This is a genomic window from Acinetobacter sp. SFB (assembly GCF_001647545.1).
Taxonomy (GTDB): Bacteria; Pseudomonadota; Gammaproteobacteria; order Pseudomonadales; family Moraxellaceae; genus Acinetobacter.
Genome location: NZ_LSZH01000003.1, coordinates 29,980 through 49,424, shown reverse-complemented (window position 1 = coordinate 49,424; position 19,445 = coordinate 29,980). Strand labels below are relative to the sequence as shown.

Sequence of the window (19,445 nt, the reverse complement as noted above, 5' to 3'; positions counted from 1 at the left end):
ACACCCCATTAAAAAAGCCTCCCAAATCGGAGGCTTTTTTAAATCATAAATTAAAATCGTGAAAAAGTTTGTTCATATCTTTAATGACATACTCTTTAAAATGGTAGGCACGCGCATGTTTTGCATCAATACGCGCCGTCTTTCCCTCATACTCAAAGATATAAACCCGGTCTTCTTTGCTCACCAAAAAGTTTTTGCCTAATCTCATTAACAAGGCGTCAAATTTGTCTTCATCTGGAATAGTTTCATCCAGATTAATCTGATCATAAGCCCGTTTAATCGCGTTGATGAACATTCATATACTCACAATTTTATTCAACTGCGATTTAAACAAACATTGAGAAAAAAGCAAAGTGAAGTTGCCTTCTCTAAACCTTTTTATGTCATAAAATTTCAACTCTAGCAAAATGATTCATGTTAAAACAGAAAAGCACTTAAGGCTGATTTAAGCTACTCATTATTTACTTAAGTACGTGCTATGCGAATAGCAAAAAATTTTGTTGCAATACACAAATCATATATTTACATTCACATAATTAAACTTATGATGTTGTATTGAGTCTTCCACATACATTCTTAAACACATAAATGGAATTATGTGATTGTTTATAAAAAGGTTATTAAACTATGAAAAAAATTATACTTGCCAGCATCATCGCCCTGTCTTCACATCTTGCAATGGCAGAGATGGCTACAAACTCTGTTGATCCTGCATTTGCTAAAATTGAAACATTAATCAAATCCAATAATATGAAGGATGCTTACCAAGAACTGGATAAGTTGGCCAAAACGGGCAATGCTCAAGCCATTTATAACTTAGGCTATCTGACTCAAACCGGCCAAGGTACAGCCAAAGATGAGAAAAAAGCCATCAAGCTGTATGAAGAGGCGGCAAGCAAAGGCTACCCTGTTGCCAACTATGTCTTAGGTAAAAATTACATGGGGGGAACTTTAGGTCTTAAACAAGACACCAAAAAAGCCAAACAGTATTTAGAAAAAGCATCGAGCCAAGGTTTTTCTGATGCAACTGTCGATTTAGCAGTTTTACTTTTTGCTGAAGGCACACCGGCTTCAGATAAACTGGCCTTGCAAAAATTAGATCCTTTAATTAAAAAAGATAACTATCAAGCGATTCATGCCAAAGCCTTATATGACATTAGTCAGGGTTTTAAAAATAAAAATGAAGCACCCATTAAACAAGGTTTAAAAAGCATTCAAGAATTGGCGCAAAAAGGCTATATTCCAGCCTTGATGGCGGTGGGCAATATGTTCGCGAATGGCAACATTGTTCCGCAAAACCTGCCTGAAGCGAAAAAGATTTTCTCTACCCTGGCAAAAGAAAATATACCGCAAGCCAAAGAATCTTTAGCTGTAGTAGATAAAATGATGGCTGAACAAGCGAAAACTCCAGCAAAAACTGAAAAGAAAAGTTAAATTTTCTTCAATAAAAAAGCCCCGAACTCGGGGCTTTTTTATTGCCGTCATCATTTACCACCAAATTGCAATTAGACCACTCAGCAGCATAAAACCCAATATTGTACTTAACATTAGAGCGCTGAGTGCTTTATCACCCAGTCCATAGTTCTGCCCCAGAATACCGAACGCAATCGGCATGGGTAGCGCAGCAAGCAATGTGCCGGCATATAACATTTCCTGACTGACATTGGGCAAAATACTCAATAAGACAAATATAGTCAGTGGCATCAGTACAATTTTTATTAGCACCAAAGTCATGCTTTGTAAATCTACAGCTTTTAAACTCATTCCAACCAGACTTCCCCCAATGACGAATAAAGCAATCGGAGATGCGGTTTTGCCTAACATCTCTAAAGCCTGAACAATCGAAGATGGAAGTTGGATTTTCAAGATTACACACAACATGCCAAACACGATAGACAGAATAACCGGATTTTTAATGACATTGTATAAGGTCTGCTTGAGCAACTGAGATTTCGCCCGATGTTGATGAATACCTGCTTCGGCAATAATCAGGGTCAAAGTCATAATCAGTAGGTTTTCAATAATCAGGGTCAAGGAAAGATAAATTGCGGCATGCTGTCCAATCAACATCATCAATATGGCTGTACCAATAAACCCGGTATTGGACATGGATGCACCCATAGACAATACGCCAGATTCGGTCAAACGACATTGAAAATATTGACGATACAACAAAAATGCACAGGCAAAAACAAGCAGTGACCCCCCGCCATAAGCGATGAAATAACTGGGATGCCAAATTTCATCAAAACGCTTACTCGCTAAGGCTTGCAATAAAAATGCCGGCAAGGATATTTTAAAAACAAACTGGCTTAAACCTTTGATATGCTCGGCTAAAATAAATTCAAATTTTACGCAGATAAATCCCAACAGAAGCAGCAGGCAAATCGGTAAAATTACACTTAAAACCACAACTGCTCCTTGTTGTTAAATCAACTTACTTCAGCTCAATCACTGCGATTTGAGCCGTTCAATTTTGGTTTTGAAAAGGCTTAAACAGTGATTTCAAACCATGCGGCTGACAGCGCAAATATTGCGGTGAAATTTCAATTTGTTCATCCAATGTTGCAGCAGCATGCCAAGGCCAACGCGGATCATAAAGCATGGCACGTGCAAGACCAATGGCATCTGCTTGTCCTGTTTGCAAGATATGTTCAGCTTGCTGCGCTTCAGTAATCAGCCCTACTGCAATGACCGGAATATGCACCACTTTCTTTATTGCATCCGCAAAAGGCACCTGATAATTGGCACCAATTTGAATCTGTTGCTTTGCATGCAAGCCGCCACTAGATACGTGAATATAAACTGCACCCAGCTGCTCTAGAGCTTTGGATAAACCAACCGAAGATTCAATATCCCAACTGTCTTTTCCATCGATCCAATCGGTCGCTGAAATACGTACCCCGACTGGATAACCTGCAGGTACTGCATTTTTTATCGCCTGCAATACTTCAAGCGTCAAGCGAATCCGGTTTTCAAAACTGCCGCCATACTCATCTTCACGTGTATTAGACAGTGGCGACATAAACTGATGCAGTAAATAACCATGTGCGGCATGGACTTCAATCAGGTCAAATCCTGCATCTACGGCGCGCACGGCTGCATCAGCAAAGTCCTGAATCACTTTCTGAATTTCATCTTTACTCAGCGCATGCGGTGGGTAATCAGTGGAGTTAAATGGCAAATCACTGGCAGAAACAGTTTGCCAGCCATGGGCTTCTTCTGGTTTGAATTGATCTTTTCCAGTCCAGGGTTTATCAGTAGAGGCTTTACGGCCTGCATGCGCCAATTGAATACCAAAAGGCATAGGAGATAAAGATTTCACTTTAGCCAAGAGCGCTTTCATTTGAGCACGTTGCAAATCATTCCAAAGCCCTAAATCCGCATAACTGATCCGCCCTTCAGGCTGAACCGCAGTGGCTTCAATAATGCATAAACCTGCACCCGACAAGGCATAGTTCGCCCATTGCTGTTCGTGCCAATAAGTCACTTCCCCTTGTTCAGTCGCTGAATACTGACACATGGGTGCAATCACGATTTTATTGTTGAGTTTTAATGTTCCAAACTGAATAGTTTCAAATAATAAAGCCACTCTTTCTCTCCTTAAAATGCTTTAGTGACACTTAAACCTGCGCTCCAGTTCGCACCATCGGCAGGTTCAAAGAAACGACCATTGCCGTCATTGACAATGACTGAGCCTACATACTCTTTATCAAATAAATTATCGACCCGGGCAAAAGTGCGCACTTTCCAGTCTGCATTTTTCCAGACATAGCCAACATTGGCACTGGTTACGCTATAGCTTGGTGCAGCATCAGAATTGATGTCATCGACATATAATTTGTCAATATAGCGAACATCTACGCCTGCGTTAAAGCCAGTTTCAGGCTGCCAGCCTAAAGATGCAAAAGCCTGATTTTTAGCTACACCCGGAATGTAATTGCCTTTCGCTACGACCTTTGCAGGGTCAGTATTTGGGATATCGGCATCAAAAGTTGCATCGACAAAACTGTAACTCGCTTGAGCAGTCAGATCACGCCATAGCTTTTTATTCCATGAGAGTTCCATACCTTGTCTTAGCGTTTTATCGGCATTGCGGAAAGTATTCCGTCCATTGTTCGATTCAGCTGAAACAATGTCGTTGTGCGTTTCACTTTGGAAAATAGCAGCAGTAAAATTACCGAAGCGATTTTGAGATTTTAAGCCCAGTTCATAGTTGTCACTGGTCGCAGGGTTTAAGTCAAAGTTAATCCCGGAAGTTCCCACTGTTGGATAGGCCATTTCGGTAAAAGTCGGCGTTTCAAAACCTTTGGCATAACTGATATAGGTCGAAAATTCTGGAGTAATGTTCCAGCTCAATGCAGCTGAAGGTAACAGCTTTTTATAGTCTTTTTTACCGCTGTCGTCACCATTATTTGTGACAATGTAATGGTCTTTAGATTTGTAATGGACATTGCTATAACGTAGCCCTGTATCTAACGTCCAATTGGGTAAAAAGTTCCATGATGCTTGAAGATAGGGATCTAAATTCCACAGCGTATTAGTCTCATCACGGCGTAAATCCCCCTTGATGCCATATTGTGGCTGATTATTTACCAATACAAAGTTTTCATAACCTTGACGATCTTCATCCATAAAATCAACTGCTAAACCCGCAGTAAATCGAGTATTCGGTAATAGATCTTTACCTATCCAACGTAAATCAGTTCCATAGAAATTACGGCTAAAATCAATGACTCCACCTGCTTGACGTGGGTTTACTTGTGTTGAACTTGGGATAGATTGATATTGCACCACCTCACGTTGACCGTAATAAGCCATACCGTATATTTCATGCTGATCATTAATCGGTTTCGACCAGGTTAAACCCGTCTGGGTCTGATTGATTTCTTTACGTACATCAAACTGTTTTAAGAATGGGACTTGTTGTTTCGGATTTTCTTTCCATTGCTTACGCGTTAAACCTTGCGGATCATCCGCATTAATATCCACATGATTGACAATCCAGTTCAGTTTAGAACCATCGTCTAAATCCCAAGTCAGTTTGGCATTGCTTAATACTTTTTTGGCAGCACTATGCTCACGATAACCATCGGTATCAAAATAAGAAGAGCTTACGACATAACTTGGTTCATTAGTTTTGTCTGCCCCCCCTTGCAAGACAATATCCGCACGACCTTTATTATGACTCCCGCCTGAGTAGCCTAACTCGATAGAATCACGGCCCTCACCTTGTTGAGTGGTGGTTAAAATTGTCCCACCCGAAGAGTTACCGTAAAGCGATGAAAATGGTCCACCCAAAACTTCAATATGATCCAAGCTGCTTAAATCAATATTCGAGGTTTGTCCCTGACCATCAGGCATGGTTGCCGGAATACCATCCACATATAAACGTATGCCACGCACCCCAAAAGTTGAGCGCGCACCAAAGCCACGCATCGAGATTTGTAAATCCTGGGCGTAATTTTCACGGTTATTCAGTTGTAAGCCGGGAACCCCTTTTAAGGTTTCAGAGAGATTGACCCCGAGATTATTTTGATTGTTATTTTGGTCGATTCGATATACCGAAGCCGGGGTTTGCAACCAGTCAGTATCGGTACGTGTCGCTTCAATTTTTAAGGTAGGCAACAAAACAGGTTCAGTTGAGGAAGCTGTTTCAGCATAGAGGTTTTGGCAGATACATACCGTCAGGCAAAGTAAAGTCATATTGATGGGCATCACGTGATATTTACCTTGCATGAGGGACTCTCTATGTCATATTAAAATACTACTTTAGAGCTTAAACCAAGTACCAAGGCATCGTCTACGTTATTTGTAGCCCCTGGGTTAATAACATACTGAATATTCCCACCAAGCATTAACCACTTGGTTGGGTAATAACTATAATTCAATTCAACATTGCATTCAGCAGTGGCATTAAAGGCAGGATTAGGGATACGGTCATTCATATGTACACGGTTTATCGCCAGACCTAAAATGTCATTGGGTTGAGAATCAAGCAGCAAGTTCAGTACCTTTACCGTTCCAGTCACCTAACTGATCCTCACCATTTAGGCCAAATGCTTCAGCGGCTTGAGTGTGGGTCATATATAGCCACCATCATCAAAGTGGATAAATGAACTAGACTAAATTTTTTCATAAGGAAAACCCCAGCAACAGGCTACAATTCAAATAAATTTTAAATATTGTGTGAAAATTACATAATTTTTAAATCTTCATTTCATCATTTCTTTATTATACAAAAAACAAAAAGCTATACATAAAGTAAAATAAATTAATATTTTTCAATAAATTAAGAAAAAGCTAAAATTTAAAAAATAGTTATCTATATTAAAAATGGAATTTAAAATTAAACTCATAGATATATGTTTAATCAATTTAAAAGACCGATCTCTAGAAGATAAATCGCAAATTTAACAGGCTGCAATTCAAAATAAAAACTTGCATTCATTGCTTTGCAACCCGATATTAGCTTTATCTACTCACACTAGAATCCAACATGCCTGAATTACCAGAAGTCGAAACCACCAAAACCAGTTTATTGCCTTTAATTGATCAAAAAGTGAATTCTATTCAAGTCCGTGAATCACGTTTACGTTGGCCTATCCCGAACGATATTCAAAAACTGCAGGGACAAAAATTAGTTAGGCTAACCCGACGTTCTAAATATATTTTGGCGGAGTTTGAGCAAGATAGCATGTTATGGCATTTAGGCATGTCGGGCAGTTTTCGCCTGTGTGATGCCAACACAGAATTGCGCAAGCATGATCACTTGATTATTCAGTTTGAAGATGTAGAACTGCGTTATCACGATCCGCGTCGTTTCGGCTGTATTTTATGGTTGGACCCCCATTCGCAAAGCAAACTGATTGATACTTTAGGCCCTGAACCTTTAAGTGAGGCCTTTAATGCGGATTATTTAGCGGAAAAATTTAAAAAGAAAAATGTCGCTGCCAAAGTGGCGATTATGGATAATCATATAGTGGTCGGTGTTGGAAATATCTATGCCACCGAAAGCCTGTTCAACTTGGGCATTCATCCTGCTCAACCTGCATCAAGCTTAACCCGTCTACAAATTGAAAAACTGGTTATCGAAGTTAAACGAATTTTAAAACAGGCCATTGATTTGGGCGGTTCTACTCTACGCGACTATACCAATGCCATGGGCGAAAATGGCTATTTCCAGCAAACTCTATTGGCTTATGGCCGTGCTGGTGAAATGTGCGTGAACTGTGAAACCACTTTAGAAAATTTAAAGCTTGGACAACGTGCCAGTGTATTTTGTCCGCAGTGTCAGCCTTTAAAAAAAGTTAAAATAGCGACCAAGACTCCATTTAAAGGGAATAAAGCATGAAATCTGCCATCGTCCGTCATATTTTAGTCAAAGACAAAGAACTGGCTGAACAGCTGAAAAAGAAAATTAAAGCCGATGCAGATTTTGCCAAACTTGCCAAACAGCATTCCACTTGTCCGTCGGGTAAAAAAGGCGGTGAACTTGGCGAGATTAAAAAAGGGCAATTGGTCGGCCCGATTGATAAAGCGGTATTTACCCTTCCTGAGCGTGAATTGCATGGCCCAATCAAGAGTCAGTTTGGCTGGCATTTACTCGAAATTAAGTTTCGGATGGATTAAATGTTCCATTGAGCTGGGTCAAATAAAAAATCAATTCGATGAGTCGATGTTTCTTAATGCCCGCACGTTGCCTAATATTTTGCTTGCCGACCCAACATGTCTTAAAGCCTAATACGGCAGCAGGCAAAATATCAATATCGAGATCATTTCCCACCATCAAGCACTCTTGTGGGTGGATAACAAAGTCCTGACAAATATTTAAAAATGCGGCACTTTCTGGCTTTGCGACTTGTTTTTCTTGACTCATATAATAAGCATCAACCCCATGATCCAAAGCCAGCCTGCAGATTTTTTGAACTTGCCGCTGTGCTGGTTCATTGGTCAGTAAAATTAATTTCACATCTACACTTTGAAAATAATTCAGAACATCTTCTGCACCTGCACATAACCATGTGCAGTGCTGCACATTTTCCAGAAAACATTGATTCAATCTTGCAGCGAAGATTCATCATTTACTCCCCAGCTTTGTAATGGCCTTAAATAGCGAAGAAGACGATATTCCTTCACAGACAATTTTTGAACCCAAAAGGCTCGAAACAAGTCTTCGTCTAATTCTGAATAGATCCTCCAAAATTATTCTAGATTCAGCTATTTATAAAATATTTCATTGAGTTTATTTCGTGCAAGTTGTTGGGCTTAATCCCAGTTACGATCCCAGTCAAAGATAATTAATTTAATAGCTTGATTTGGCTGTTGCATCAACTTTATACATGATTTTTTTTCATCAAGTTAACCCATAAAAATCTTAGGCTTCTGCTCATTTAATTATAAATATTTTATTTTAAGCCATAAAAAACGGCACTCAAAGTACCGTTTTTCATATGAATAAACTTACAGCTGTGAACGTTTTTTTAATTCATCACGAATTTCGCGCAGCAATTCGATATCGGCTGGAGTTGTTGGTGTTTCCTCTACCGGGCCTTCCTGTTTACGCAAGCGATTCATGAATTTAACCAACAAGAACACGACCCAAGCCAAGATTAAGAAGTTAATCAAAATCGTTAAAAAGTTACCGTAAGTCAGTACATTTACACCGGCCTTAGTTAAGGCATCTAAAGATTGCAAATTATCGGGATTCTTTCCTAATACAAAGAATTTTTGCGTGAAATCGACTCCACCGCCCGTAATAACTGTAATTAAAGGCATAATAATGTCTTTAACCAATGAATCAATAATTTTACCAAAAGCGCCACCAATAATGACACCAATGGCTAAATCCATCATGTTACCTTTGAGGGCAAATTCTTTGAATTCCTGAACAATACTCATGCTTTTCTCCAGCTTATCTTTGATAGTATTCTTTATTAAGTAAAATATTTTGAGAACTGTATTGCACTGTAATGCATTTATCACAGCTTATAATTCCCTCTAATTTACTCGGAATTATTTGTGTTGAATATATTGAATTGCCAATTACAAACAAAAAAATGCTACCAATAAATTGATAGCATTTTTTTATAACAGTGCCCTATGTGAGCAAAATTATTTTAAATCTTATTTACCACGGTTACGCTTACGTTCGCCTTCAGTCAACCAACGTTTACGGATACGGATTGATTTAGGTGTTACTTCAACTAATTCGTCATCTTGAATGAATTCAAGCGCTTGTTCAAGCGTGTATTCAATTGCAGGAACTAATGTTAACGCTTCATCTGTACCAGATGCACGTACGTTAGTTAACTGTTTCGCTTTAGTCGGGTTCACAGCCATGTCGTCAGAACGTGAGTTAATACCTACGATCATACCTTCATAAACTTCTAACTGCGGACGAGCAAATAGACGACCACGGTCTTGCAGTGTGAACAATGCATAGCCCAAGCATACGCCTTGAACCATAGAAACCAACACACCATTTTGACGCTGCGCAACAGTACCTGGTTTAGCAGGACCATAATGCGAGAAGCTTGAAGTCATGATCCCTGTACCAGAAGTCATGGTTAGGTATTCCGAACGGAAACCAATCAAGCCACGTGAAGGAACAGTTGCTTCAATACGCATACGGCCTTTGCCGTCTACTTCCATATTGGTCATTTCGCCCTTACGGAAGCCCATTTGTTCCATAACGAAACCTTGGTGCTGTTCTTCAACATCAAAAGTTACGTTTTCAAACGGTTCTTGCATTTGACCATCAACTTCTTTCATGATCACTTGCGGACGAGAAACACCCATCTCGAAGCCTTCACGACGCATGTTTTCGATCAATACAGAAAGGTGAAGTTCACCACGACCAGAGACTTTAAAACGGTCTGGACTTTCAGTATCTTCAACACGAAGTGCTACGTTGTGAATCAATTCACGGTCTAGACGTTCACGAATGTTACGTGAAGTTACAAATTTACCTTCACGACCAGCAAACGGAGAGTTGTTTACTTGGAATGTCATCGAAACTGTAGGTTCATCTACAGACAATGGTGGTAAAGCTTCAACTGCTTTCGGATCACAAATCGTGTCAGAAATATTCAGCGCATCGATACCTGTTACACAAACGATATCGCCTGCATTTGCTTCATCGATGTCAATACGCTCAAGACCATGGTAACCCATGATTTTTAAGATACGGCCGTTACGGGTCTTACCTTCTTTATCAATGACAGTCACTTGAGTGTTTAATTTCACTGAACCGCGTTGAATACGACCAATCCCGATTACACCTACGAAACTGTTGTAGTCTAGAGATGAAATCTGCATTTGGAATGGACCATCAACGTCAACTGCTGGTGGTTCAACGATGTCTACGATCGTTTGGAACAACGGGGTCATGTCTTCAGCAAGTTCTTCTGGAGAAGGACCAGCAACACCACGAAGGCCTGAAGCATAAACGATTGGGAAGTCTAACTGTTCGTCAGTAGCACCCAAATTATCAAACAAGTCAAACACTTGGTCAATTACCCAGTCTGGACGCGCGCTTGGTTTATCAACCTTGTTGATAATTACGATTGGCTTCAAACCACGTGCGAACGCTTTTTGCGTTACGAAACGAGTTTGTGGCATTGGACCTTCTTGTGAGTCTACTAGAAGCAATACACAGTCAACCATAGACATTACACGTTCAACTTCACCACCGAAGTCAGCATGTCCCGGGGTGTCCACGATGTTAATGCGGTATTCAGTGTTCGTACGTGCATCAGTCCATTTAATTGCAGTGTTTTTTGCAAGAATGGTAATACCACGTTCGCTTTCAATAGCGCCTGAATCCATGACACGCTCGATCTCACCCGCGCGATCACCAAGAGCACCTGATTGTTGTAAAAGTTTATCTACAAGAGTGGTTTTACCATGATCGACGTGCGCAATAATGGCGATGTTACGGAGAGTTTTAATATCTGACATGTAAATTCGATGCATATTTAATTTGAGGGCAAATTATACAGAAAAATACAAACTTTTAGTAGTGACAGTTTATTGACAGTTACAAGTTTTTTTGACAAATCGGGCTTTTTTTCATTTGTAATGTCCTGTAACTCGATTAGAATAACGACAAATTGCTGCTGTACTTGTCTTACATGTCTGATTTAAATAACTCTCCCGAGCAACAAGATCGCCTTGATTTGGTCTATGGATTGAACGATCGTCCTAAACCCTTCATCGCTTTTTTAGCTGCACTGCAACATTTACTTGCAATTATTGTCCCGATTGTCACGCCCGGCTTGCTGATTTGTTTAGCCCTTGGTGTTTCAAAAGAAGACACCAATATGATTCTTTCGATGTCATTGGTGATCTCGGGGATTGCGACCTTTCTGCAATGTAAAAAAGTTGGTCCTTTTGGTGCTGGCTTGCTGATTGTTCAAGGCACTAGCTTTAACTTTATTGGTCCAATTATTGGTATCGGTTCAGCCATGGTCGCTGCCGGCACCCCGGTTGAAGCGGTAATGGCCTCTATTTTTGGTGTGGTGATTGCAGGCTCATTTATTGAAATGGGTGTTTCACGCATTTTACCTTGGGTGAAAAAACTCATTACCCCATTGGTGACAGGTATTGTTGTCCTGCTGATTGGCTTGACCTTAATTAAAGAAGGTCTAATCAGTATGGGGGGTGGTTATCAAGCCATGGGCGATAAAACCTTTGCCAATGCCGACAACCTGATCATGTCATGTACCGTACTGGCGGTTATTATTATCTTGAACCGTGTCCGTATTACCTGGGTAAAAAGCTCTGCAATTCTAATAGCTTTAATTATTGGTTATACACTTGCTGGCTTCATGGGACACCTTGATTTTTCAGCCTTAAAAGATGCACCGATTGTACAAATTCCGACCCCGATGCATTTTGGTTTAAGTTTCTCTTGGAGTTTATTTATTCCAATGGCATTCATTTATCTGGTGACGTCGCTAGAAGCGATTGGCGATATCACCGCGACTTCCAAGATTTCAAACCAACCGGTAGGTGGTCCGAAATGGATGGAACGTATTAAAGGTGGTGTACTGGTCAATGGGGCTAACTCTTTCTTGGCCGGTATTTTCAATACTTTCCCAAGTTCTGTATTTGCACAAAATAATGGTGTTATTCAACTGACTGGTGTTGCAAGCCGTTATGTCGGCCTCTGGATTGCTGCATTATTGGTGATTCTTGGCTTGTTTCCTGCGGTTTCCAGTGTCATCCAAGCTGTGCCTCAAGCTGTTCTAGGTGGTGCTGTTATGGTGATGTTTGGTGCTGTTGCAGCTTCGGGGATTAACATCCTTTCAGGTGTGCAACTTGACCGCCGTGCGTTATTGATTATTGCAATCTCGCTTGCCCTCGGTTTAGGTGTTGCACAAGTGCCACAAATTCTTGAACACCTCCCTGAATTAGTCCGTAATATCTTCAGTTCTGGTGTTGCGACAGGCGGTATTGCAGCATTGTTATTAAATATTATTCTTCCTGAGTCGAAGAAATAATTTCATTTCAGCATCAACTCTGCCCAGCATTGTCTGGGCAGAGTTTTTCAATGGCGAGATAAAAAATGGATCCAAGAAGTGAAGTTGTCATTCGACAGCATGAATATCTTTCAGGACGTGTATTGCTGGTTAATGCACCAACAGATGATTTACTTTCCAATTTAGAGAAAGACATCACTCCCTGTTTATGGACATGGGATTATAATGAACTTCAATACTTTCAGTCACAACAAGCCCATGTCCACTTTGGTGTCGATCTTCCTGAAGGCGATTTTGACCAAGCAATCATTTTTGTGCCCAAGTCGAAAGAATTACTCAACTATATTCTACACAATGTAGTTAGTCGCTTAAGTCTGGGGGCTTCTATCTTTCTAGTCGGCGAAAAGAAAGCCGGTGTTGAACGTGCAGCCAAGCAATTACAACCTTATGGTCAAGCACTAAAACTTGACAGCGCACGCCATTGCCAGATGTGGCAACTCACCATTGACGCTACAGTGACTGCAAAAGCTTTAGCAGATTGGGCGCAGCAATATACGGTCGCGACACCTAACGGTGATTTAACCATTTGTGCCCTTCCAGGGGTGTTTAGTCAAAATCGTCTAGATATCGGCACAGCCGTATTATTGCCTTTTTTATCAAAAGTGACTTCAGGTAAAATTGCCGACTTTGGTTGTGGTGCGGGCGTGATCAGTGCGTATTTAGCCAAACTGAATCCTAAAAATCGAATTTTTGCGATGGATGTTGATGCTTTTGCATTGGCTTCTACCCGCATGACCTTTGAAAAAAATGATCTTGCCCCAGAACAACTTGAAATTACCGCAGTGACAGGGATTGAGGAGGCTCCTCTCTTCTTGCATGCCATCGTCAGCAATCCTCCTTTCCATCAGGGCATCCAAACCGATTACAACGCCAGTGAAAGTTTATGTAAAACTTCACGACGTCATTTAAAATCGGGCGGCGAATTATGGATTGTGGCAAACCGCTTTCTGAATTATCCATTATTAATTGAACAGAATTTTGGTCAATGTACGACTAAAGCAGATCAACAAGGCTTTAAAGTACTGTTCGCCAAAATGCAAAAAAATGTTAAGGAAAAATGATGAGCGAAACAGAACAACCTCACCTACAGCGTAAGCTTGGTGCTCGCCATCTTAATATGATCGCCATTGGTGGTTCTATCGGTACCGGTTTATTTCTGGCTTCTGGTGCAACTATTGCCAATGCCGGTCCTGGTGGTGCATTACTTGCTTACTGTTTGATTGGAATCATGATTTATTTCTTGATGACCAGTCTGGGTGAGCTTGCGACCCACAACCCCACCTCAGGTGCATTTTTCACCTATGGGACTAAATATGTGGAAGGTGGCTTTGGTTTTGCCTTAGGCTGGAACTATTGGTACAACTGGGCCATTACCGTGGCTTTTGAACTGGTTGCAGTACAGTTTATTATGAAGTTCTGGTTTCCAGACATTCCTGGTTTCTACTGGAGTGCCATTTTCCTTGCCATTATTTTTGGTATTAATGCCCTAACTGTTAAAGGCTTTGGTGAAACTGAATTTTTATTCTCTCTCGTCAAAGTGATTGCGATTATTGTCTTTATCATCATTGGTATTGCCATGATTGCAAAAATCATGCTGACACCAAATATGATGACCTTCTCCAACTGGACCAAAGGCGATGCGCCTTTTGTTGGCGGCTTACAAGCCATGATTGGTGTTGCGATGATTGCCGGGTTCTCGTTCCAGGGAACAGAGATGGTCGGGGTTGCGGCAGGTGAATCTAAAGATCCTAAAAAGACCATTCCTGTTGCCATCAAGCAAATTTTCTGGCGTATTTTATTATTCTATGTGGTATGTATTTTCATTATAGGTACATTAGTTGCCTATGATGATCCGCGTCTTTTACAAGCCGCGGCAAGCGACAACATTACCCTTTCACCTTTTACCCTCTTGTATGAAAAAGCAGGTTTTGCTTTTGCTGCAGGTTTAATGAATGCGGTGATCCTGACTGCAATATTGTCTGCGGGCAACTCAGGTATGTATTCATCTACGCGTATGCTATTTGATATGGCACGTCAGGGCCGCGCACCGAAATGGTTTGCTAAACTCGACCCGCGTGGCGTACCAATGAATGCACTTTATGCCACCACTGCAATTGCTGCACTCTGCTTTTTAACGACATTTATTGGCCAACAACAAGTGTTTAACTGGCTGCTCAACATGTCAGGCATGTGTGGTTTTATTGTCTGGTTAGGCATTGCCATTTCACATTACCGTTTCCGTAAAGGTTATTTAGCACAAGGCTATAAACTTGAAGACTTAGCGTATACAGCCAAGTTCTTCCCTTTTGCTCCATGGTTTGCCTTCATTCTCTGCTCGATCATTATTCTAGGTCAGAACTATGAAGCGTTGACCGGTGGAAAAATTGATTGGTTAGGTTTGCTTTCAACCTATATCAGTATTCCATTATTTCTTGTGATCTGGCTCGGTTATAAATGGAAATATAAAACCAAACTAATTCCATATAAAGAAATGGATGTTCAGCCTGTAAACGTAGACCGTGAATAAGTTTCTACTTCAATAAAAAACAGCCTTCGGGCTGTTTTTTATTTTTATAATACTGAGTTATCTGCCAAAAATTGTTTTAAAGCAAAACTAACTTCATTCTTATGAGTCGTACACAAACCATGTGATGCTCCTTTAATTTGCTCTTCTACGCCCTGCTTTAAAAGCTTTACCGCCTGCTGGCTACAAATTTCTGGAGGTACAATTTCATCTGCCGTTCCATACAGCACCAAAGTCGGCACAGCAATTTTTTTTAAATCTTCACGTAAATCTGTTTCCGAAAAAGCCTCTATACAATCGTAATGTGCTTTGATTGAACCCTGCATCGCGATACGCCAAAAATTTTGCACTACACCTTCAGATTTTTTATTGAGTAATTTGTCGTAACCATAAAACTTCTTAGCAAAATCCAGATAAAAATCAGCTCTGTTATCCAATAAATTTGCACGCATTTCATCAAATACTTCTGGATCAACTCCGTCTGGATGATCATCTCGCTTAATCATTAACGGAGTCACAGCAGCAATCAATGCAAGCTTAGTGACCTTTTGCTGTCCATATTTTGCCGTATAACGGGTGACGACTGCCCCACCGATAGAATGTCCGACTAAAGCAAAATGATCTAAATTCAAATGTTCAACCAACTGATGTAAATCTTTTGCATATTGATCAATACTATGCCCAGCCCAAGGTTGACTTGACCGCCCATGTCCACGCCGATCAAATGCAATGACTCGATAGCCATGCTCAGCTAAAAACAACATTTGATCTTCAAAAGCATCACTCGATAAAGGCCATCCATGTGAAAAGACAACCACAGTACCGCCCCCCCAATCTTTATAATAAATTGAGGTGCCATCTTCAGTCGTTAATATCTGGGTCATTTTTATACCCTCTTTTTATTGTATAGGGGTATTTATTAGAACAAGATAAAAATAAAACAATGTATTAAACAAGTTATGCATATGTAGCAGATATAAAAAAGCAGCCCTAAGGCTGCTTTTTTATATTAGATCAATAATTAATTATTGAGCTTGAGTAGGTTCTGCAACAACTGTACGGCTACCAGAAATAGTCGCGAATACACGACGGTTCATAGCACGGCCTTCTTTAGTGTTGTTGTCAGCAATCGGTTGATCCCAAGCAAAACCTTGAGTAGACAAACGAGCTGGATCTACATTGTATTCATTAACAAGTGAGGATTTAACAGAGTTAGCACGAGCTAGAGATAAACGTTCGTTCAATGCACGTGGACCAGTGTTATCTGTATGGCCTTCGATGCGAGCAGTAGCGTTTGGATATTCAACTAACTTCTCAGCAACCTTAGCGATTTCTGGTTTGTACTGATCTTTGATGTTTGATTTGTTTGTATCAAAGAACACACGAAGTTCCATGTTAAGGTCTTCGGTCAACTCTTGTGGAGCTGGTTGAACTGGAGCTACAGGTTCAACTGGAGCAACCTCAACTACAGGAGCAGCTGGTTTCAAGTGACCACCAAGAACTACGTTAAGACCAGCTAAAGCTGTATAGTTCCAGAATTTATCGTCAAAGTTATAAGTACCACGAGCTTCAGTACGAAGAGATAAAACATCGTTTAAGCGCCAAAAAGCACCTAGACCTGCGTTACCCAAAGTACCTTCTTTGTCTTCAGCAATACCGTCGATGTCATATTTATAGTGACCAGCACCTAATAAAACATAAGGTTTGATTTTGCTATCATAGTTTTTAGTGATCAAATCAGAAGTAGCATAGAAGTTACCATTGATTTGAGTTTGTTTGTACTCTGAACCTGCAAGTACACCAGGGCCTTCTACATCACCTTTAACTTGGTTATATTCAGCTTCAAAACCCAACCAAGGAGTTAATTCAACACCCAGTGCAGCGCCAACGAATAAATCGTCCTGTAACTCAGGACCATTAGTTAGTTCACCATCTGAACCACCGTTGTTGTGTTGAGTGTCTTGGAATGTGTAACCAAGCATTAATGGTGTAATAGTTACGCCAGCGTTAGCAGCAGCCAAAGGTGCAGCAACGAGCATTGCTAATGCAATACGACTCATTTTCATGGAATTATCCTCCAGAGATAACAATTGTTGTTCAAGCTCAAGCCTAAATTTGGGCTACCTGAGATAGGCTTTCCAATACCCCAGTTTTATTTTTAAGCCATTCACTTTGAATCATACAAACACTTTATTTTTTTTCCAAGTGCTTGATAATTTTAATCAAGTAAATTATTGACAAAATTACTTACAATTTCCGTTGTAATTCGGTAATTTTTTACTCAATTTATTCTTATGAATAGCTTATTGTCACTTGCTAAATTATTTTAACAGCTTTCTTAAAAGTTGAGTAATAAATATTAGCTTTAAAAAACCATTAAAAAACAAAATATTAATAACACAAATAACTAAAAAAATACATTACAAGGTTAATTTAATGATTTCCAAACAAAAAAATGGTTTTACCCTCATTGAGCTTATTATCACGCTCGCTATTGTAGCGATTATTGTTTCCATCGCTTTGCCTTATTTTCACGACATCATGGCAAGACAAGAAATCAAAAACATTAGCAACAAATTAATTTCAAGTATTCAATTAGCAAAATCTCATGCTGCCATACATCACACCAATGTCGTGCTCTGTCCTAGCCAAAATAAAGTGAGTTGCCAATCAAGTCATTGGAATTCAGGTTTCATTGTTTTTTTAGACAGCAATAAAAATAGACAGGTTGATGCGGATGAAAAAATTATCTCTATAGAAACGACTGAGCTGAAATATGGAAATTTAGATTGGAGAGGTACGTTAAGGACGCCAAGTGTCACTTTTCAAGCTGAAAATGGGCTTCCGAATGGATCAAATGGCAGTTTTTATTATTGTTCTAATTATCAACAAACCCACTATAAAATTTTATTGAGTAGGATGGGACATACCCGTATTGAGAATCCCCTCACTTGCTAAAAACTTATCAGTCTAAAGGCGTAGAACAAACAGACTTTATTCCTGTTCATTTTTCCATATACTGCTTATGTTTGTAAAACAATCCCCTAAAAAGTAAATCTCGGAGAGAAAAAAAATGACAGACATCGTAATTGTAAATGGCGCACGTACAGCTATGGGCGGTTTTCAGGGTAGCTTAGCAGGTGTAACAGCACCTGAGCTTGGTGCAGCTTCAATTAAAGAAGCAATTGCGCGTGCAGGATTACAACCAACAGATGTCGAAGAAGTCATTATGGGCTGTGTACTCCCTGCCGGTTTAAAACAAGGGCCTGCGCGTCAGGCAATGCGTCAAGCCGGTCTGCCTGATTCAACTGGAGCAGTCACTATCAATAAACTTTGTGGCTCAGGCATGAAAGCGGTGATGCAGGCTGCCGATATGATCAAAGCAGGATCTGCTGAAATTGTGGTGGCTGGCGGTATGGAATCAATGAGCAATGCACCTTATGTATTGACCAAAGCACGTTCAGGTTATCGCATGGGGCATGGGGATGTGAAAGATCACATGTTCCTTGATGGTCTTGAAGATGCTGAAACGGGTCGCCTGATGGGTTCATTTGCCCAAGATATGGCAAATAGCCGGGGTTATACGCGCGAGCAAATGGATAACTTTGCAATTCGCTCACTGGAACGTGCTCAAACTGCAGTGAATGAAGGCTACTTCGCTGATGAAATTGTTCCTGTGACCATTTCAACACGTAAAGGTGAGGTGGTTGTAGATAAAGATGAGCAACCGTTTAATGCCAACATTGCAAAAATCCCAACACTCCGCCCTGCCTTTGCTAAAGACGGTACAATTACTGCTGCAAATGCTAGCTCAATTTCCGATGGTGCTTCGGCCCTGGTTTTAACTTCTGCTGAAAATGCTGCCACAAAAGACTTAAAACCTTTGGCGAAAATTGTCGCTTATGCATCAAATTCACAGCACCCTTCTGAATTTACTATTGCACCGGTTGGGGCGATTGAAAAAGTTCTCAAAAAAACTGGTTGGGATGCGCAAGAAGTTGACCTTTGGGAAATCAATGAAGCATTTGCCATGGTGACGATGTGTCCTATAGATGATTTCAAGCTTGATCCAGCTAAAGTTAATATTAATGGTGGTGCTTGTGCTCTTGGTCATCCAGTCGGTTCAACCGGTTCACGTATTATCCTGACTTTGATTCATGCGCTGAAACGTACAGGTGGCAAACGCGGTATTGCGGCTCTGTGTATCGGTGGCGGTGAAGCGACTGCCGTGGCGATTGAATTACTGTAATTTTATATCCCCCTCTGTAGCTCTATCCCATAGGGAGAAAGCATAAACAATCTCTCCACTTGGAGGGATTTTTTATGCTTACATTTTTTCATATTTTTATTATCAAAATTTAAACTTAAGCCTGCTA

The 19,445-nt window shown here is 40.4% G+C and carries 17 protein-coding genes and 1 pseudogene; 8 read left to right on the top strand and 10 right to left on the bottom strand.

The genetic code is table 11. The features are described 5' to 3' along the window. Positions 1–43: 43 nt before the first annotated feature. Entirely contained in the window at positions 44–295 is a 252-nt protein-coding gene (locus AY606_RS03885; protein ID WP_067865047.1) for a hypothetical protein, read from the bottom strand. A 332-nt stretch (positions 296–627) separates the two neighbouring features. Here AY606_RS03885 and AY606_RS03880 point away from each other — a divergent pair, with 332 nt between their 5' ends. Continuing rightward, positions 628–1,434 carry a tetratricopeptide repeat protein gene (locus AY606_RS03880; protein WP_067865045.1) on the top strand — a complete coding sequence of 269 codons (807 nt, stop codon included), beginning with the start codon at positions 628–630 and terminating at the stop codon, positions 1,432–1,434. A 54-nt stretch (positions 1,435–1,488) separates the two neighbouring features. Here the strand turns inward: AY606_RS03880 and AY606_RS03875 are convergent, their stop codons facing one another. The 4 genes and pseudogenes from AY606_RS03875 to AY606_RS03860 form a co-directional block, all read right to left on the bottom strand. Further along, complete coding sequence (locus AY606_RS03875) at positions 1,489–2,412, bottom strand: AEC family transporter (protein WP_067865043.1); 924 nt, start codon at positions 2,410–2,412, stop codon at positions 1,489–1,491. Between the two features lie 58 nt (positions 2,413–2,470). Further along, entirely contained in the window at positions 2,471–3,592 is a 1,122-nt protein-coding gene (locus AY606_RS03870; protein ID WP_067865041.1) for an NADH:flavin oxidoreductase/NADH oxidase, read from the bottom strand. Between the two features lie 11 nt (positions 3,593–3,603). After that, positions 3,604–5,739, bottom strand: a complete 2,136-nt coding sequence (locus tag AY606_RS03865; RefSeq protein WP_067865038.1) for a TonB-dependent receptor domain-containing protein — start codon at positions 5,737–5,739, stop codon at positions 3,604–3,606. Positions 5,740–5,759: 20 nt separating this feature from the next. Next, positions 5,760–6,002 (bottom strand): annotated as a pseudogene (locus AY606_RS03860) (carbohydrate porin); the annotation flags it as partial. Between the two features lie 497 nt (positions 6,003–6,499). On the opposite strand from AY606_RS03860, the gene mutM reads away from it, so the two are divergent. Further along, positions 6,500–7,354, top strand: a complete 855-nt coding sequence (mutM, locus tag AY606_RS03855; RefSeq protein WP_067865029.1) for a bifunctional DNA-formamidopyrimidine glycosylase/DNA-(apurinic or apyrimidinic site) lyase — start codon at positions 6,500–6,502, stop codon at positions 7,352–7,354. Then, entirely contained in the window at positions 7,351–7,632 is a 282-nt protein-coding gene (locus AY606_RS03850) for a peptidylprolyl isomerase (RefSeq protein ID WP_067865025.1), read from the top strand. The genes mutM and AY606_RS03850 overlap by 4 nt, the downstream gene beginning before the upstream one ends. Here the strand turns inward: AY606_RS03850 and AY606_RS03845 are convergent. The 3 genes from AY606_RS03845 to typA all read right to left on the bottom strand — a co-directional run bounded on the left by AY606_RS03845 (position 7,613) and on the right by typA (position 10,962). Beyond that, positions 7,613–8,062: an HAD family hydrolase gene (locus AY606_RS03845; protein WP_067865024.1), complete on the bottom strand. Its 450-nt coding sequence runs from the start codon at positions 8,060–8,062 to the stop codon at positions 7,613–7,615. The genes AY606_RS03850 and AY606_RS03845 overlap by 20 nt on opposite strands. A gap of 401 nt (positions 8,063–8,463) precedes the next feature. Continuing rightward, positions 8,464–8,901, bottom strand: a complete 438-nt coding sequence (mscL, locus tag AY606_RS03840) for a large conductance mechanosensitive channel protein MscL (protein ID WP_067865020.1) — start codon at positions 8,899–8,901, stop codon at positions 8,464–8,466. Between the two features lie 225 nt (positions 8,902–9,126). Continuing rightward, the gene (typA, locus tag AY606_RS03835) at positions 9,127–10,962 is read right to left on the bottom strand and encodes a translational GTPase TypA (protein ID WP_067865017.1); all 1,836 of its coding nucleotides are present in this window, start codon (positions 10,960–10,962) and stop codon (positions 9,127–9,129) included. Between the two features lie 173 nt (positions 10,963–11,135). On the opposite strand from typA, the gene AY606_RS03830 reads away from it, so the two are divergent. From AY606_RS03830 to AY606_RS03820, 3 genes are all read left to right on the top strand, one after another. Continuing rightward, on the top strand, positions 11,136–12,506 hold the full coding sequence (locus AY606_RS03830; RefSeq protein WP_067865014.1) for a uracil-xanthine permease family protein: 1,371 nt from the start codon (positions 11,136–11,138) through the stop codon (positions 12,504–12,506). 65 nt (positions 12,507–12,571) lie between these two features. Continuing rightward, positions 12,572–13,606 (top strand): methyltransferase, encoded by a 1,035-nt coding sequence (locus AY606_RS03825; RefSeq protein WP_067865010.1) that lies wholly within the window; start codon positions 12,572–12,574, stop codon positions 13,604–13,606. After that, positions 13,606–15,072, top strand: a complete 1,467-nt coding sequence (locus tag AY606_RS03820; RefSeq protein ID WP_067865007.1) for an amino acid permease — start codon at positions 13,606–13,608, stop codon at positions 15,070–15,072. The genes AY606_RS03825 and AY606_RS03820 overlap by 1 nt, the downstream gene beginning before the upstream one ends. Positions 15,073–15,116: 44 nt before the next feature. On the opposite strand, the gene AY606_RS03815 is transcribed toward AY606_RS03820, so the two are convergent. Both AY606_RS03815 and omp38 read right to left on the bottom strand, forming a co-directional pair. After that, positions 15,117–15,953, bottom strand: a complete 837-nt coding sequence (locus AY606_RS03815; RefSeq protein WP_067865006.1) for an alpha/beta fold hydrolase — start codon at positions 15,951–15,953, stop codon at positions 15,117–15,119. 141 nt (positions 15,954–16,094) lie between these two features. Further along, positions 16,095–17,135, bottom strand: coding sequence for an outer membrane protein Omp38 (gene omp38 / locus AY606_RS03810; RefSeq protein WP_067865003.1), 1,041 nt, complete (start codon positions 17,133–17,135; stop codon positions 16,095–16,097). A gap of 370 nt (positions 17,136–17,505) precedes the next feature. Between omp38 and AY606_RS03805 the strand changes: the two genes are divergently transcribed. Together AY606_RS03805 and AY606_RS03800 are read left to right on the top strand one after the other, a co-directional pair. Continuing rightward, a complete protein-coding gene (locus tag AY606_RS03805; RefSeq protein ID WP_067865000.1) occupies positions 17,506–18,027 on the top strand; it encodes a GspH/FimT family pseudopilin in 522 nt (173 codons plus the stop codon). Positions 18,028–18,142: 115 nt separating this feature from the next. After that, positions 18,143–19,318 carry a thiolase family protein gene (locus tag AY606_RS03800; protein WP_067864998.1) on the top strand — a complete coding sequence of 392 codons (1,176 nt, stop codon included), beginning with the start codon at positions 18,143–18,145 and terminating at the stop codon, positions 19,316–19,318. The last annotated feature ends 127 nt before the right edge of the window (positions 19,319–19,445 follow it).